The 16133-nt window shown below is 57.4% G+C and carries 18 protein-coding genes and 1 tRNA gene; 11 read left to right on the top strand and 8 right to left on the bottom strand.

Going from position 1 to position 16133, the window contains the following annotated elements:
- Nucleotides 1-6 precede the first annotated feature (6 nt).
- The gene (locus K6117_RS00670) at nt 7-594 is read left to right on the top strand and encodes a hypothetical protein (protein WP_221791859.1); all 588 of its coding nucleotides are present in this window, start codon (nt 7-9) and stop codon (nt 592-594) included.
- A gap of 12 nt (nt 595-606) precedes the next feature.
- On the opposite strand, the gene trhO is transcribed toward K6117_RS00670, so the two are convergent.
- Nucleotides 607-1569, bottom strand: a complete 963-nt coding sequence (trhO, locus tag K6117_RS00665) for an oxygen-dependent tRNA uridine(34) hydroxylase TrhO (RefSeq protein ID WP_425514672.1) — start codon at nt 1567-1569, stop codon at nt 607-609.
- 269 nt (nt 1570-1838) lie between these two features.
- Here trhO and K6117_RS00660 point away from each other — a divergent pair, with 269 nt between their 5' ends.
- Complete coding sequence (locus K6117_RS00660; protein ID WP_221791858.1) at nt 1839-3020, top strand: glycosyltransferase family 4 protein; 1182 nt, start codon at nt 1839-1841, stop codon at nt 3018-3020.
- Between the two features lie 22 nt (nt 3021-3042).
- On the opposite strand, the gene K6117_RS00655 is transcribed toward K6117_RS00660, so the two are convergent.
- Nucleotides 3043-3591: a phosphatase PAP2 family protein gene (locus K6117_RS00655; protein ID WP_221791857.1), complete on the bottom strand. Its 549-nt coding sequence runs from the start codon at nt 3589-3591 to the stop codon at nt 3043-3045.
- 268 nt (nt 3592-3859) lie between these two features.
- Between K6117_RS00655 and K6117_RS00650 the strand changes: the two genes are divergently transcribed.
- Together K6117_RS00650 and K6117_RS00645 are read left to right on the top strand one after the other, a co-directional pair.
- Nucleotides 3860-4414: a DUF2141 domain-containing protein gene (locus K6117_RS00650; RefSeq protein ID WP_425514671.1), complete on the top strand. Its 555-nt coding sequence runs from the start codon at nt 3860-3862 to the stop codon at nt 4412-4414.
- Nucleotides 4415-4502: 88 nt separating this feature from the next.
- Nucleotides 4503-4799 (top strand): hypothetical protein, encoded by a 297-nt coding sequence (locus K6117_RS00645; RefSeq protein WP_221791856.1) that lies wholly within the window; start codon nt 4503-4505, stop codon nt 4797-4799.
- Between the two features lie 110 nt (nt 4800-4909).
- Here the strand turns inward: K6117_RS00645 and K6117_RS00640 are convergent.
- Nucleotides 4910-4986, bottom strand: a tRNA-Met gene (locus tag K6117_RS00640).
- A gap of 164 nt (nt 4987-5150) precedes the next feature.
- Between K6117_RS00640 and K6117_RS00635 the strand changes: the two genes are divergently transcribed.
- The 4 genes from K6117_RS00635 to wecC all read left to right on the top strand — a co-directional run bounded on the left by K6117_RS00635 (nt 5151) and on the right by wecC (nt 9715).
- Entirely contained in the window at nt 5151-6389 is a 1239-nt protein-coding gene (locus tag K6117_RS00635) for an NAD(P)/FAD-dependent oxidoreductase (RefSeq protein ID WP_221791855.1), read from the top strand.
- 17 nt (nt 6390-6406) lie between these two features.
- On the top strand, nt 6407-7096 hold the full coding sequence (locus K6117_RS00630; protein WP_221791854.1) for an alpha/beta fold hydrolase: 690 nt from the start codon (nt 6407-6409) through the stop codon (nt 7094-7096).
- Between the two features lie 123 nt (nt 7097-7219).
- A complete protein-coding gene (wecB, locus tag K6117_RS00625; RefSeq protein WP_221791853.1) occupies nt 7220-8305 on the top strand; it encodes a non-hydrolyzing UDP-N-acetylglucosamine 2-epimerase in 1086 nt (361 codons plus the stop codon).
- A 75-nt stretch (nt 8306-8380) separates the two neighbouring features.
- Nucleotides 8381-9715 carry a UDP-N-acetyl-D-mannosamine dehydrogenase gene (gene wecC, locus K6117_RS00620; RefSeq protein WP_246604738.1) on the top strand — a complete coding sequence of 445 codons (1335 nt, stop codon included), beginning with the start codon at nt 8381-8383 and terminating at the stop codon, nt 9713-9715.
- Here the strand turns inward: wecC and K6117_RS00615 are convergent.
- From K6117_RS00615 to rpsM, 5 genes are all read right to left on the bottom strand, one after another.
- Nucleotides 9702-10502, bottom strand: coding sequence for a crotonase/enoyl-CoA hydratase family protein (locus tag K6117_RS00615; RefSeq protein WP_425514670.1), 801 nt, complete (start codon nt 10500-10502; stop codon nt 9702-9704). The two genes, wecC and K6117_RS00615, sit on opposite strands and share 14 nt — an antisense overlap.
- A gap of 151 nt (nt 10503-10653) precedes the next feature.
- Entirely contained in the window at nt 10654-11073 is a 420-nt protein-coding gene (gene rplQ, locus K6117_RS00610; protein WP_221791851.1) for a 50S ribosomal protein L17, read from the bottom strand.
- A gap of 171 nt (nt 11074-11244) precedes the next feature.
- Complete coding sequence (locus tag K6117_RS00605) at nt 11245-12309, bottom strand: DNA-directed RNA polymerase subunit alpha (protein ID WP_221791850.1); 1065 nt, start codon at nt 12307-12309, stop codon at nt 11245-11247.
- A 110-nt stretch (nt 12310-12419) separates the two neighbouring features.
- Nucleotides 12420-12809: a 30S ribosomal protein S11 gene (gene rpsK / locus K6117_RS00600; protein WP_221791849.1), complete on the bottom strand. Its 390-nt coding sequence runs from the start codon at nt 12807-12809 to the stop codon at nt 12420-12422.
- A 51-nt stretch (nt 12810-12860) separates the two neighbouring features.
- A complete protein-coding gene (gene rpsM, locus K6117_RS00595) occupies nt 12861-13229 on the bottom strand; it encodes a 30S ribosomal protein S13 (protein WP_221791848.1) in 369 nt (122 codons plus the stop codon).
- A gap of 348 nt (nt 13230-13577) precedes the next feature.
- Here rpsM and K6117_RS00590 point away from each other — a divergent pair, with 348 nt between their 5' ends.
- Genes K6117_RS00590 through K6117_RS00580 form a run of 3 tightly spaced genes read left to right on the top strand, consistent with a single transcriptional unit; the run spans nt 13578 to nt 16068 of the window.
- On the top strand, nt 13578-14426 hold the full coding sequence (locus K6117_RS00590) for an AAA family ATPase (protein WP_221791847.1): 849 nt from the start codon (nt 13578-13580) through the stop codon (nt 14424-14426).
- Between the two features lie 20 nt (nt 14427-14446).
- Nucleotides 14447-14890, top strand: coding sequence for a GFA family protein (locus K6117_RS00585; RefSeq protein ID WP_221791846.1), 444 nt, complete (start codon nt 14447-14449; stop codon nt 14888-14890).
- A complete protein-coding gene (locus tag K6117_RS00580; protein ID WP_221791845.1) occupies nt 14890-16068 on the top strand; it encodes a vWA domain-containing protein in 1179 nt (392 codons plus the stop codon). The genes K6117_RS00585 and K6117_RS00580 overlap by 1 nt, the downstream gene beginning before the upstream one ends.
- Nucleotides 16069-16133: the final 65 nt, after the last annotated feature.

Raw genomic sequence — 16133 nt, 5'->3', positions numbered from 1 at the left:
ATAGCCATGGACCACGCTGAAACCCGCTTTTTTCCGGACATTATCGCCATGACGCCACGCCCAACAAATGCCTCCGCCCATCACCGCCTGATGGCTTACGGCGTTTTTTCGCTCCTCATATTGCCGCTTGCGGGCTGCACCGGGCCGTCTGGCTCCTTCCCACCACTCGATTTGCGCCCGGTTGAAACGGCAAAGCCGGTCGAGGTCGCACCGAAACCCGTGACTTTTGTTCTGACGGAGGCGGCATTGGCGACATTTGAGGCGCGGATCACCGCCGCTGAAACTGCCGCCAAAAGCAGCGATACAGCCTTCAGCAAAGCGTTGCCCGCCATCCGCCGTTCCGTCACCGCCGGTCAGGGCGCGGCGATGGGCAGCGATGCATGGCTGGAGGCGCAACAGGCCCTGTCCCGACTGGAACAATCACGCGCGGGCGCAGAAGCGGCCAGAGCAGATCTTGATATCATCGTGCGGGAATTATCGGTTGTCAGTGAACCCCGACTTCAAACCCGTACGGATTCGGCCCGCGAGACAATTCACGCCATCGCCGACGCGCAACAAGCGCAGTTCACTGGTCTTGCGGTGTTGCTCAACTAAGCGGAGCGCATATCAGCCCTGTTGGCGACCGCGTACAGGGCCGATATGCGCCTCACCACGCTTGGCGGCCAAGGCGACCTGACGATGACGCTCGGCCAGACGGGCGCGGCGCGCCTCATCCAACTCATCATGACAAGCGGGGCAGCAAATCCCCTCTTCATATAAGGGCGATGCGCGGTCGGCTTCGCTGACTGGGCGACGGCATGAACGGCAGAGGCCGTGCTGGCCAAGGCGCAGGCCATGACCAACGGCCACACGCTCGTCAAAGACGAAGCATTCGCCGTCCCACAGGCTTTCTTCTTCCGGCATATCCTCCAGATAGCGCAAGATGCCGCCCTTAAGGTGATAGACCTCGTCAATTCCGCGTGCGCGGACAAAGGCTGTCGATTTCTCGCAACGAATGCCCCCGGTGCAGAACATCGCAATTTTCGGCGTCCGGCCCTCGGCCTCAAACTCGGCGCGATGCGAGTCGAACCATTCGGGAAATTCGCGAAAGCTCTTGGTCTTCGGGTCTATCGCATTGCGAAATGTGCCAATCGCAACTTCATAATCATTGCGCGTATCGATCAGGATCACATCAGGGTCGCTGATCAACTCATTCCAGCCAGCAGGGTCAAGATATTGGCCCACCTGCCCGACCGGATCGACGCCCTCGACACCCAAGGTGACGATCTCGCGTTTCAGCCGGACCTTCATGCGGTAAAAAGGCATCTCCACCGCGCCCGAATATTTGACATCGAGATCGGCACAGCCCGGCAAGGCGCGGATATACGCGACCACCGCCGATATCCCCTCTGCCGAACCGGCAATCGTGCCGTTCACGCCTTCATGCGCCAGCAATAATGTGCCGAAGATGTCATTAGCTTGGCACGTCTCCAGCAATGGCCCTTGCAACGCCGCTGGATCGGTAAAATCCGCGAATTTATAGAGGGCAGCCACCGTGACCGGCAAATTATGGGCGACAGGCATGGACATGTTTCAACACCGCATATGACATCGGGCAGCGCCGCCCGGCATGATGCCCGCGCCTTCACTCCCTTGGGCAATGAAAGTCAAGCCTATCAGCTAGCCGTTGTTGCCAAGGTCTTGTCGCTGCTTTAGGACAAGCATCGCTATCCAGAAAGAGCACGCCATAAAAGCGCGCCATGATATGGGCGGGGCCATATTGATAATATCCCTATTTCCTTTCAAGGCCTTATCTGTATCATGACAATTTCCGCATCAGGCAGTTCGGATAGAAACACATGACCATGGCACAGCGCGCCCATGTCATCAGCCCGCACGTACAGGCGGAACGTCCGATTAAGGTCGCACTGTTTTCGGGTAATTATAATTGCGTGGCCGATGGCGCCAATCAGGCGCTCAATCGGCTGGTCGGGCATCTCGTGCAATCCGGCTTTGACGTACGCGTGTTCTCGCCCACCATCGCCAAACCTGCCTTTGTGCCACAAGGCACGCTCATCTCGGTGCCATCCATCCCGATTCCGACTCGTTCAGAATATCGTGTCGCGTTGGGTATCCCCCACGCCATCCGCCGCGAACTTGATGCGTTCGCGCCTGACATTATCCATGTATCCGCACCGGATCTTCTGGGTCGCGCCGCGCAGAATTATGCTGAAAAGCATCATATACCGCTGGTCGCCAGCCTCCACACCCGTTTTGAAACCTATTTCCAATTTTACGGCCTTGGCTTCATCCGCAATGCGATTGAAGGCTATCTCCGTCGCTTTTACCAACGATGCAATCTGGTACTGGCCCCGAACCCGCCGATGGAAGACCTGCTGCGTGCCGATGGCGTTGACGCCGACAAGATTGCCATCTGGAGTCGCGGTGTCGATCATCATCTGTTTGACCCTGAACGGCGCAGCGAGGATTGGCGTCATGCCCATGGCTATAAAGCGACCGATCCCGTCATTTTATTTTTCGGGCGCCTCGTTCGCGAAAAGGGGATTGTCGAATTCATCACGACGATCAAGCGCCTACGCGAGACATACCCCAATATCCGCCCCTTAATCGTCGGCGACGGCCCTGCCCGCAGTGAATTGGCGGAAGGATTGAGCAACATCGTCATGACTGGCCATCTGCGCGGGCCAGCGCTGGCCCGGGTGATTACCAGCGCCGATATCCTGCTCAACCCCAGCACGACAGAGGCCTTTGGCAATGTTAATCTGGAGGCGATGTCCGCAGGCCTCGCCGTGGTCAGCGCCAATGCCCCCAGCAGCAGGCTGTTGATCGAAGACGGCCAGACCGGCATCTTGTGCCAACCGGACCAGCCCGAAAATTATGTCGCCGCTGTGGCAGACCTTATCCAAAACCCAGAAAAACGGATCGCACTTGGCCGCAATGCCCGCAAGGCAAGCGAAGCCTATCAATGGAGCCACGCACTCCAATCCGTGGCGGATAATTATAAAAAGCTGATCGGCTGAATACTATCGAGCCTAACGCCCCCTAAAACCGCATCGCCAAGGACAGACCCCCGCCCTTGCTGTCCATATATGGCACGATCGCGACATTTCGGTTGGGCTTATGGGTGATCAACAGGCCGGACGAAATCCCAATCGCCGCGCCAGCAACGCAATCATACCAATGATGTTTGTCCGCCTTCACCCTTGCCACGCCGACAAGGCTTGCAATGGTGAACGCCGCTACGCCCGCTTGAGGCCCCTGACGTTCATATAGGCTGGCGGCAGCCGCAAAGGCGACGCTTGTATGACCAGAGGGAAAGCTCCTGCGATTGCTGCCATCCGGGCGGGTTTCATGGATTGTCGCCTTCAGGCCTTGGGCCACCAGTTCTGCCGCACCGCCGGATGCCACCGCCTGCAACGCCCCTGCGCGATCGTGCTCCAACAAGGGCCAGCCAATGGCAATCGCCGTCAGGCCATAGGCACCAATTGAACTGGCCGTATCCCAATCCTGATGGCTCACCGCCCATGCAGGCGCCGCTATCAGGCATAAAGCAGCCAAGGCCATCGGCACAGATTTAGGCAGGATATGCATGGACATCACCTCAATCGTCTCTTTGACATATATGCTTAAGGCTAAAACGCGCGTCAGCATATGATCATAATACGCTTAAAACACCTTGATTGTTGAGGAAATATTGGAGCTACCATAAGACTTCTACGATGAAAAATCGTCGCCGCTGTGAAAATTATCGAAATCATGTATAGAAAAATCGGGTCTTTAGAGGCTTAAACTACGCTTAATCAAAACATGTCGCAAAATGGGGCCTGATGTGACGGGGTTTGATCGGACGGGGGTCGACGTGGCTGGTGACAAAGTAACGGGGCACGGCAAGAAAATAGCATTATTGCTGATGATGCCATGCCTGCTCGGCGCGACATCGCATGCCCCGCCCGACCCGGAACGTGGCAAGGCCGAGGGCGCATGCCGGAAGAATGAACATGGACCGGCGCTGTTAGTTACCGCGTTGGGCCTGAAAGATCGCCAAGGCTATCTCAAGCTGGAGGTATATCCCTCCAATGATCATGATTTTCTCGAGAATGACGACATATTGATCGCCGCAAAAAAGACCTTTCGCCGAGCCGAGATCGAGCCGCCACCATACGGCCATGCTGAGTTGTGCGTCCGCCTGCCATCTGCGGGCGTTTACGCGATCAGCCTGTTGCATGATCGCGACAAGAATCGGAAATTCGGCCTATCCGTCGACGGCGTTGGCTTTGCCGGCAATCCCAAACTCGGCTGGTCAAAGCCCAAGGCGAAATCCGTTTCGGTTAACGCCGGGCCGGGGCTTACCCATATCAAGATCACGATGAATTATCGGCGCGGCTTGTTCAGTTTCGAGCCGATTGATCGCTGAACGGCGGAATACCGCCAGTCACGGGTGCAGTTTTCGTTGATCCCAGATATTTATCTGGACTTTCTGCGTCAATGATCCATGAGAATGCATGAACTCAATCGAAATTCTCATGGAAGCGATCACGCTCCGCAAATGTGTCCGTGCCACATATAATAAAGACAAATTACTATTGGCACCGCATGTATTATACACACAGCATGACGAATATTTCGTCGACGCGCTTGCTGTCGAACGCAATGGTGCAGCACCCAAGCAGTTCAAGATCGGCATCTTCAAGGTGACCGGCCTGAAATCGCTGATTATAGATGACAAGTCCTTCCAGCCGATGCGGAAGTTCGAATCTGCACGGGAAAAATTCACCGGGACCGTCATCGCAACTGTGTGACATCGATCATGCGGGCCGATGAGGCCCGCAGATCACTTGGCGTGCCTGCAATTCATATACACATAACGAGCAATCCGCCCGCCCGTGCCTGCCACCAAATATTTGAAAAATGGTAGCGGAGGAGGGACTCGAACCCCCGACACGCGGATTATGATTCCGCTGCTCTAACCAGCTGAGCTACTCCGCCCCAATGGGCTTTCCGAACCGCATTGCGATTGGGATGACGGGCCTATAATCATGCCAATCATCCGGGTCAACTGGTGTCACAAGAGATTTTGATATAGGCGAAACTGGGATATGCGGCACGCGATGCCGAACACCATTGTTGCGACCAGATAGAGGATGTAATCAGTGCAACATTATGACGTAATAATCGTGGGCGCAGGCCATGGCGGCGCGCATGCAGCGTTGATGCTGCGACAGTTGAAGTTTGAAGGCAGCGTGGCCGTGATCGGCGATGAACCGGAACTTCCGTATGAACGCCCGCCCCTTTCCAAGGAATATTTCTCCGGCGAGAAAACTTTCGAACGGATCATGATCCGCCCCGCCAATTTCTGGTCGGATCGCGCTGTCGACATGATTCTGAACGAACGCGTCAACAAGGTCGATGCCGCTGCGCACAGCCTCAACACCGAATCAGGCAAGGCGTTCACTTATGGCAAGTTGATCTGGGCCACCGGCGGCAGCCCGCGTCGTCTGCCCTTGCCCGGCGCGGAATTGCAAGGCGTCCATGTCGTGCGCACCCGTGCCGATGCCGATGCGATGATGGCGCAAGTCGACAATATCACCGATGCGGTCGTGATCGGCGGCGGCTATATCGGGCTGGAGGCAGCCGCTGTCCTGTCCAAATTCAACAAGAAGGTCACCGTGCTTGAAGCGCTCGACCGCGTGCTGGCCCGTGTGGCGGGTGAGCAACTGTCCCGCTTTTATGAAGCCGAACACCGCGCCCATAATGTCGATGTCCGGCTCGGTGTGGGCGTGGCGGCGATTGAGGGCGACACGGATGTCACCGGCGTGCGCCTGAATGACGGTAGCGTCGTCCCGGCGCAGATGGTCATTGTCGGCATCGGCATCATCCCGGCGGTCCAACCGTTGATCGAGGCAGGCGCTATTGGCGCGAACGGTGTCGATGTGAACGAATTTTGCCAGACATCTCTGCCCGATGTGTTCGCCATTGGCGATTGCGCCGCGCATGACAATCATTACGCAGATGGCCTGCACATGCGCCTCGAATCGGTGCAGAACGCGAATGATCAGGCGAGCACCGCTGCACGCTTCATCACCGGCGCGCCAACAGCCTATGATGCGGTGCCGTGGTTCTGGTCGAATCAATATGATCTGAAGCTCCAGACCGTGGGCCTGTCCACCGGCTTTGATGATGTCGTCGTGCGCGGCGACATCGCTACCCGCAGCTTTTCAGTCATCTATCTGAAGCAAGGCCGCGTCATCGCCCTCGATTGCGTCAATGCGATGAAGGATTATGTGCAGGGCAAGGCGCTGGTCGTCGGCAGGCTCTCACCGTCCAAGGCACAGTTGGCCGATACTGAAACCCCATTGAAAGAAATCACGGCCGCGTTACAGGCTGCCTGAAGGTGAAGGAAAGCGCCATGACCCAGATCGTCCTCATCCCCGGCTTGATGAATGACGGCTGGGTCTGGCGTCACCAGATTGCCGCATTGTCCCGATTGGGACCATTGCACATTGCCTGTAATGACGGCTGCGATCACTTAGCCGACATGGCCGCCCGTATCCTTGAGGCGACCAACGGTCCGTTGGCGCTGGTCGGCCACAGCATGGGCGGACGGGTGGCATTGGAGGTGGCGGCACTCGCCCCCGAACGCGTCACCCGGCTTGCGATGGTTGCAAGTGGTGCGCAAGGACTTGGCCTCAATGAAGCGGATGGCCGGATGAGGCTCGTTCAGATCGCGCAAAACAGCGGCATGGCGGCGGTGGCGGATGCGTGGATGCCCGACATGGTGGGTACCGCCGGGCGCGACAATCCTGGTCTGATGGCCGGATTAAAGGCGATGCTATGCCGGGTAGCTGTCGATGATTTCGCGGCGCAACAACATGCATTGATCCATCGTTCGGATCGCATGGACCTGCTGGCACAAATGCACATCCCTACGCTGTTTATATCTGGCAGCGAGGATCATAGCTCATCGACCTCGTTCAACCAGCAAATGGCCCAAATGAGCGCCAATGGGTTAAGCGTTGAGTTGCCGCACGCGGGCCATATGCTGCCCATAGAGGCACCAACGGCGCTAACGGACCTGTTGCGCGGATTTCTCGCCTGATGTGCAGGCTATGCATCAAGGCTTTGTCAAACTTGTCCGGTTAAAACCCTGATACCATGTGGCCGTTGCCACATATTGTACCTGTTGCGTATTTGCGGAGCTTATGTGTTGAAAAAGTGTATCATGTCAGTCGTCGGGACGCGTCCCGAAGGCATTAAAATGGCTCCCGTCATCCTTGCGCTCGCTGATGCACCTTGGGTTGAACAGATTGTCATTTCCTCTGGTCAGCATCAGCAGATGCTCGAACCGATTCTCGATTTCTTCGGTGTCAATTGCAATCAGAATCTCGCTGTGATGCGCCCGGACCAATCGCTTGCCAGCCTGTCCGCCCGATCCATTGAGGCAATGGATGCGGCGATCGCGGCGCATCGGCCCGATTGCGTAATCGTGCAGGGCGATACCACCACTGCCGCCATGGCCGCCATGGCCGCCTTTTACCGCCGCATTCCCGTTGCCCATGTCGAAGCGGGCTTGCGGACCTATGATCTGCACAACCCGTTCCCGGAAGAATTGAACCGGATCCTCATCAGCCGGATCGCCTCGCTCCATTTTGCGCCGACACAAGGTGCGGCGAACGCGCTGCATGCCGAGGGCGTGGCCGAAGCGGCTATCCTCATTACCGGCAACACCGTGATCGATGCGCTGCATCTGGCGGTGGATAAATCCCCTGATCTGCCCTTTGATGTGCCTGAAGATCGCCGGATCATCCTCGTTACCCTGCATCGTCGCGAAAATTTCGGGGATGCAATCACATCAGTCTGCGCGGCGATTGAGGATATTCTCATGGCTGTACCGGATGCCCATATTGTTTGGCCGGTCCATCTCAACCCTCGGGTCAAAGGGCCGGTCGAAACCCGCTTCGGGAACCATCCCCGCGTGCGGCTCTGCAGCCCCCTGCCTTATCCCGCCTTTGTCGCGATGATGCACAAGGCGCATCTAATCCTGACCGATAGCGGCGGCGTGCAGGAAGAGGCCCCCGCCCTCGGCAAGCCGGTGCTGGTCCTGCGCGACACCACCGAACGACCGGAAGCGGTAACCGAAGGCGTGGTCGAACTGCTCGGCACCGACCGCGCGCGGATCGCTGCGCGGGCCATTGCCTTGATGACCGATCCATCCGCCTATCGCGACATGGCACGCGGCATCTCTCCTTATGGCGATGGCAAAGCAGCAGCGCGGATCTTTAAAAGATTGAAAAGATATTTGTTTTAAGGCCATATTATCATGTGAAGGCCGTAGCAAACTCAGTCGCGGCAATAGTTGAAAGTATGCGTCATGGGTGCGTCGATGAAGATTATGCCAAAACCGGCTTGTCCGGAGACGCTTTGTCCCGAAACGATCTGGCCGATAACAATCTGGCCTGAAACCATCTGCGTCGTCGGTCTTGGCTATATCGGCCTGCCGACCTCTGCCTTGCTCGCGCGCAATGGCTATCGCGTGATGGGCGCGGACCTAACGCGGGATGTGGTCGATAGCATCAACTTAGGCCGCCTCCATTTCGAAGAACCGGGGCTGGATGTGATCCTGCGCGATGCCGTTGATAGCGGCAATCTCGATGCAGCGACCACACCGCGTCCCGTCGACATCTTCATCATTGCCGTGCCGACCCCGATCAGCAAGGACCGTCAGCCAGACCTGCGCGCGGTATACAAGGCCGCAGAGGCCATCTTCGCCATTGCCGCCCCTGATGCGCTGATCATTCTGGAATCGACCAGCCCGGTCGGCACCACCGAACAATTGGCGCAGCATCTGGGCAACATCCGCCCCGACCTGATACAGGACGGTCAACCGCTTATCGATTTTGCTTACGCCCCCGAACGCGTCATCCCCGGCAAGATTGTCATGGAAATCACGACCAATGACCGGGTTGTCGGCGGCATCACGCCACAGGCCACGGCGCGCGCTGCGAAATTCTATCGCAGTTGGACCAACGGCAATGTCTATGAAAGTGATGCACGCACCGCCGAAATGGTGAAGCTGACCGAAAACAGTTCCCGCGATGTCGGCATCGCCTTTGCCAATGAATTGTCGATCATCTGCGACAAGATCGGCGTGGATGTATGGGAATTGATCCGGCTCGCCAATCACCACCCGCGCGTCAACATCCTCAATCCCGGCCCCGGCGTCGGCGGTCATTGCATCGCGGTAGATCCGTGGTTCATCGTCGCCGCCGCACCCGATGAGGCAAATCTGATCCGGCAGGCGCGGCTCGTCAATGACGCGAAACCCGCCCATGTCATCCGCGAAACATTGATCGCCGCCGCCGCGATCCAACACGCCCGCGTGGCCTGTCTCGGCCTTGCGTTCAAAGCCAATGTCGATGATCTGCGCGAAAGCCCCGCCATCGACATTGCCCTTGCCTTGCACAGCGCCCAACAGGTCGGTCAATTAATCCTGTGCGATCCGCTCGTCCGTCACATGCCCGCCGATTTTGCCGATGCAGTAGGCGTGATCTGGGAAGCCGATCCGGTCCGCGCAGTCGAACAGGCGGATGTGGTGATATTATTGGTCGATCACGACCGATTTCGCGTCATCCAGCAAGATGCACTGCAAGGCAAAATCATCATCGACACACGCGGATTCTGGCGCAAGCAATGCGCCCCCGCGCCTATTCTCCGCTGAAATTGGGCGTGCGGCGTTCGATAAAGGCCTCAATCGCCTCTTGATTATCGCGGGTCGCATGGGCCAGCGCCTGCATCGCCGCCGCCATTTCAAGATTGGTCGAAAGCGTCGCTGCCTGCCCTTCGCGCAACAATCTTTTGGTCATCCGCACGCCATAAGGCGGGTTTGCCGCGATCCGCCCCGCCATCGCCAAGGCCGTATCCAGCAACTGATCCGATGGCACGACCTGCGTCACCAGCCCATAAGCAAGCGCCGTCGCCGCATCGATGGTATCGCCGGTCAGCGCCATTTCGGTCGCGCGAGGAAAGCCGATGACGCGCGGCAACAACCACGCGCCGCCATCGCCCGGCGTGATCCCCAGCTTGACGAAACTCTCGGCGAAAACGGCACTGTCCGCCGCAATGCGAATGTCGCACATACAGGCAAGATCGCAGCCCGCCCCAATCGCCGCGCCGTTGATCGCCGCAATCACCGGCACCTCAAGCGCCTGAAACATCAATGGCAAGCGCTGAATGCCATTAAGATAGTTCAACCGCGTCTGCACCGGGCGGTCGCTTTTCAGGCCCGTGCCCGCATGCATCGATTTTAAATCGCCGCCCGCGCTAAAAGTCTTACCCGCCCCAGTCAGGATCACTGCCCGCGTAGCGATATCGCCATCGGCTGCAGCAAATGCCTCGATTAACGCTGCAATCATATCCGGTTCCGAAATCGGATTGCGCTTGTCCGGTTGATTGAGCGTAACAATCATGATCGGTCCACGCTGTTCGGTCAGGACAATGGGGGACATCAGCATTTCTCCAGCGAGTATATGATCATCATCTTGTGGCGAAATCTGTGCCGCGTCCAGCGTGTTCGATTAGGCCGTTCATCCGTTCAAGACATAAAAAAAGCCCGGACAGCTTGTGCTATCCGGGCCATTTTTTGTCAGTGGTGACAGATCAGGCTTCTTCACCTTCATCGCCAACCAGCACCGGACCGGAGTCCTGGCCCTTGGCCGACACGTCACGATCGACGAATTCGATGATCGCCATCGGGGCAGCGTCCGAAGCACGGATGCCAGCCTTGATGACGCGGGTGTAACCACCCTTGCGATCTGCATAACGCTCAGCCAGCACTTCGAACAGCTTCTTCAGCTGGGTTTCGTCGAGCAGACGGCTGTGTGCCAGACGACGATTGGCGAGACCACCGCGCTTGGCGAGGGTCAGCAGCTTTTCGACATAAGGACGCAGTTCCTTGGCCTTGGCCACGGTGGTTTCGATCTGCTCATGCTTGATGAGCGCCGCCGACATGTTGCGGAACAATGCCGTACGGTGAGAGGAGGTGCGCTGCAGCTTACGGCCGCCTACACGATGACGCATGATGATCTTCCTTTACGTTTGTCCACGCGCCGTATGAGGTACGCTTGGCCAGGCGGTGTGGAAAAGAGGCCACCGCCAAAAACCTCATAGAGCCAAAGGCCCCTTTATAGGCGTACTTCCCGATGGACCGCCGCCCCACCCCAAAGGGGGAACGGCGATCCATCAAAAAGATCAGCCCATGATTTCCTGTTCAAGCTTCTTGGCAATTTCTTCGATATTCTCAGGCGGCCAGCCCGGAATATCCATGCCAAGGCGCAGACCCATGGAGGACAGCACTTCCTTGATTTCGTTCAGCGACTTGCGACCGAAATTCGGGGTGCGGAGCATTTCGGCTTCGGTTTTCTGCACGAGATCGCCAATATAAATGATATTGTCGTTCTTGAGGCAGTTGGCCGAGCGGACCGACAATTCCAGTTCGTCCACCTTCTTGAGAAGGTAACGGTTGATCTGGTTGTTGTCGCCCTGACCATCGGAGGACGCCGGTGCAGCAGCGGCACCAGAAGCCTGCGACGGCGCAGCAAGCGCTTCGTCGAAATGCACGAACAACTGGAGCTGGTCCTGCAGGATGCGTGCTGAATAAGCCAGCGCATCATCCGGCGTGACCGTGCCATCGGTTTCGATGGTCAGCGTCAGCTTGTCATAGTCCAGTTCCTGGCCAACGCGGGTGTTTTCAACCTTGTACGCGACCTGACGCACCGGCGAGAACAGCGAATCGACCGGAATAAGGCCGATCGGCGCATCCACCGGACGGTTTGCAGCAGCAGGGACATAGCCCTTGCCGGTGCTGGCCGTCAGTTCCATGTTGAAGGTTGCACCCTCGTCCAGATGGCAAATCACCAGGTCCGGGTTCATCACTTCGATGTCGCCCGACGTGCTGATCTGGCCTGCGGTGACTTCAGCCGGGCCAGTGGCCGAAAGCTGAAGACGCTTGGAGCCTTCACCCTGCATTTTCAGGGCGATCTGCTTCACGTTCAGAACGATATCCGTGATGTCCTCGCGAACGCCCGCCAAAGACGAGAATTCGTGGAGCACGTTTTCGATCTTGATCGATGTCACTGCCGCGCCCTGAAGCGAGGAAAGCAACACGCGCCGCAAAGCATTGCCCAACGTCAGACCGAAACCGCGTTCCAGCGGTTCCGCGACGAATACGGCCTTGCGCAAGCTGTCTGCACCAGCCTTCTTTTCAAGGCTGTTGGGCTTTTTAAGTTCCTGCCAGTTTTTCGAATTGACCGACACGGGATTCCCCTTGTGCTTGGGCGGAAGGAACTGGTGTACATCCAGTCACCTTCGGCGTGATAAGAACCGTTCTTTCTGGCGCGAACGCCAGAAAGATTATTTCGTCGAAATCAGACGCGACGACGCTTGGACGGACGCACGCCGTTATGCGGGATCGACGTCACGTCACGGATGGACGTGATGTTGAAACCAACAGCCTGCAATGCGCGCAGCGCAGATTCGCGGCCCGAACCCGGACCCTTTACTTCGACTTCCAAGGTGCGGACGCCGTGTTCAGCAGCCTTGCGGCCTGCATCTTCCGCAGCCATCTGAGCGGCATACGGGGTAGATTTGCGGCTGCCCTTGAAACCCATCGTGCCGGACGACGACCAGCTGATCGTGTTGCCCTGAGCATCGGTGATGGTGATGAGGGTATTGTTAAAAGTCGAATTCACATGGGCAACGCCCGAAGTGATATTCTTGCGCTCGCGCCGACGAATGCGCTGAGGTTCGCGTGCCATAATTTTTCCTGCCTATATCTGGAATGGCGAAAGGACGGGGTAAACCGCCGCTTACTTCTTCTTGCCGGCGATCGGCTTGGCCTTACCCTTGCGGGTACGGGCGTTGGTGTGCGTGCGCTGACCACGAACCGGGAGGCCCTTACGGTGACGCAGGCCGCGATAGCAGGCAAGGTCCATCAACCGCTTGATGTTCATCGCTACCTGACGGCGAAGATCGCCCTCAACGGTGTAGCTGGCATCGATAGCTTCGCGGATCTGCAGGACTTCCTGATCGGACAGGTCCTGAACGCGACGTTCCGACGCGATGTTCAGCTTGGCGGTGATTTCCTTAGCCTTGGTCGAACCAATGCCGTGGATATAGGTAAGCGCGATTACAACGCGCTTGTTGGTCGGGATGTTTACACCCGCAATACGTGCCATGTGTTTCTTTCTCCTGCTCCACGGCTGTCCTGGCCAGACTGCCATCTCAAAGCGTCAAAACTCGACGAGAAACGAAAAACGCGACGGACGCAAAAAATGCACCGCCGCCCACTCCGGATTCGCGAGATGGCATGTCCTATGCCCGCACCTTCGGCCTGTCAAGCGCATCCCTGCGCAAAATAGGACCGCTACGGGTGCATTTTTGCCATCTCCGGCCCAAAAGCCATCAATCGGCCCGAAACTGCCGCATTTGATCCATCATGAATATGACAATGCGGCTTGCCAGCGCCACCTGTTTCGCCATATCGCGAAGATAAATGAGCACATCAAACTAGAGAGCATAAGCCCATGCGCTTTGAAGGCACCAGCAATTATGTCGCCACCGACGATCTGAAAGTCGCGGTCAACGCCGCCGCCATGTTGCGGCGCCCACTGTTGGTCAAGGGCGAGCCCGGCACCGGCAAGACCGTATTGGCCGAGGAAATCGCCAAGGCGCTGAATGCCCCACTCATCACATGGCACATCAAATCATCGACCAAGGCACAGCAAGGCCTGTATGAATATGATGCCGTGGCGCGGCTGCGCGATGGCCAGCTCGGCGAAGAGCGCGTCCACGATATTCGCAATTACATCAAAAAGGGCAAATTATGGGAGGCGTTCACCGCCCCCGAACTGCCGGTGCTGCTGATCGACGAAATCGATAAGGCCGATATCGAATTCCCGAACGATCTGTTGCAGGAACTCGATCGCATGGCGTTCGACGTCTATGAAACCGGCGAGCGCATCGCTGCCGTCGATCGCCCGATCGTCGTCATCACGTCGAACAATGAAAAGGAATTGCCGGACGCGTTCTTGCGCCGTTGCTTCTTCCATTACATCAAATTCCCGGAACGCGACACGATGCAGGCGATCATCGACGTCCATTTCCCCGGCATCCAGAAAATCCTCATCAGCCGCGCGCTCGACATCTTCTATCAGGTCCGCGATGTGCCGGGCCTGAAGAAAAAGCCTTCGACCAGCGAATTGCTTGATTGGTTGAAGCTGTTGCTCGCCGAAGACATGCCGCTGGACGTGCTCCAGAACGCAGATTCCAAAAATGCCATTCCGCCTCTGCATGGCGCATTGCTCAAAAATGAGCAGGACATCATGCTGTTTGAACGGCTGGCCTTCATGGCGCGTCGCCCCGGCGCGAACTAATTTCCGGAGGAGCCCGTAAAATGGCCCATCAAGGCGGTTGCCTGTGCCGAAAGATCCGCTTCAACATTGAGGCGGAACCGACGTCAGCGCGCCTGTGCTGGTGCCGCGACTGCCAATATTGGGCGGCGGGCATGGCGACGTTCAACGTGCTGTTCCCCGATAATCGCCTGACCGTCACCGGCGATGTTCAATGGTTTGAAAGCATCGCCGCCAGCGGCAATAAGATGCGTCGTGGCTTTTGCGCCAGTTGCGGCACGCATTTGTTCAGCACTGCTGACCCGCTCCCCGCCGATGGCCAGATCCGCGTGCGCGCAGGCGCGCTCGACGATCCTGATATCCTGCCGCCGCAAGCGATCATCTGGACCCAAAGCGCACCCAAATGGGTCAAGCATGATCCGGCCCTGCCCCAATATCCGCAGCAGCCAACCGCGCCAGCTCAGACTATGCGTGAGGATCAGGCCTGATGCTGCTCAATTTCCTTGAAGAACTCCGCGCAGGCGGGATCAAGGCGAGCATGAAGGAGCATCTGCTCCTGCTGGAGGCGCTCGACCAGCAAGTGATCGACATGACACCAGAGGCATTTTATTACCTCTCCCGCGCCATTTATGTGAAGGACGAGAGCCTGCTCGACCGGTTCGATCAGGTCTTTGCCAAGGTCTTCAAAGGCGTGATGACCGAATATGGCGAGACAGAGGCCGATATTCCGGCGGAATGGCTGCGCGCGGTCACTGAGAAATTTCTCACCCCCGAAGAGATGGAGCAGATTAAATCCCTCGGCTCATGGGATGAGATCATGGAGACGCTGAAAAAGCGGCTGGAGGAGCAGCACGACCGCCATCAAGGCGGCAACAAATGGATCGGCACCGGCGGCACCTCGCCCTTTGGCAATAGCGGCTACAACCCGGAAGGCATCCGGATCGGCGGCGAATCCAAGCACAAGCGCGCGATCAAGGTCTGGGAAAAGCGCGAATTTCAAAATCTCGATAGCACCAAGGAACTCGGCACCCGCAATATCAAGGTGGCATTGCGCCGTCTGCGTCGTTTCGCCCGTGAAGGCGCGGCAGATGAACTCGATCTCGACGCCACCATTCGTGGCACCGCGCGACAGGGCTGGCTCGACATCCGGATGCGCCCGGAACGCCATAATGCGGTGAAATTATTGTTGTTCCTCGATGTCGGCGGTTCGATGGACCCGTTTATCAGGCTGTGCGAGGAATTGTTCAGCGCCGCGACCACCGAATTCAAGAATCTCGAATTCTTCTATTTCCACAATTGCATCTATGAAGGCGTGTGGAAGGATAATCGCCGCCGCTTTACCGAACGCACGCCGACATGGGATATTCTCCATAAATATAGCCATGATTATAAATTGGTGATCGTCGGCGATGCGGCGATGAGTCCTTATGAAATCAGCCATCCCGGCGGCTCGGTCGAACATATGAACGAAGAGGCGGGCGCGGTCTGGCTGCGGCGGTTGATCAACACCTATCCGGCGGCGGCATGGCTCAATCCGGCGAGCGAGCGGCATTGGGATTACACCCAATCCACCCGCATGGTGAAAGAACTGATGAACGACCGCATGTACCCGCTGACATTATCCGGGCTTGATGACGCCATGCGCTCGCTCACGAAGAAGAATTGACTCGGACAAGAATTGAAACCGGCCCGAAAGCCCCCTATCTTCGATAACAGGCGTATATTTTCCTG

The sequence above is a fragment of the Alteraquisediminimonas sediminicola genome (assembly GCF_019740335.1).
In the GTDB taxonomy this organism is placed as follows: domain Bacteria; phylum Pseudomonadota; class Alphaproteobacteria; order Sphingomonadales; family Sphingomonadaceae; genus Alteraquisediminimonas; species Alteraquisediminimonas sediminicola.
Note: the sequence above shows the minus strand (reverse complement) of the source record. Positions and strands in the feature narration are given on the sequence as shown.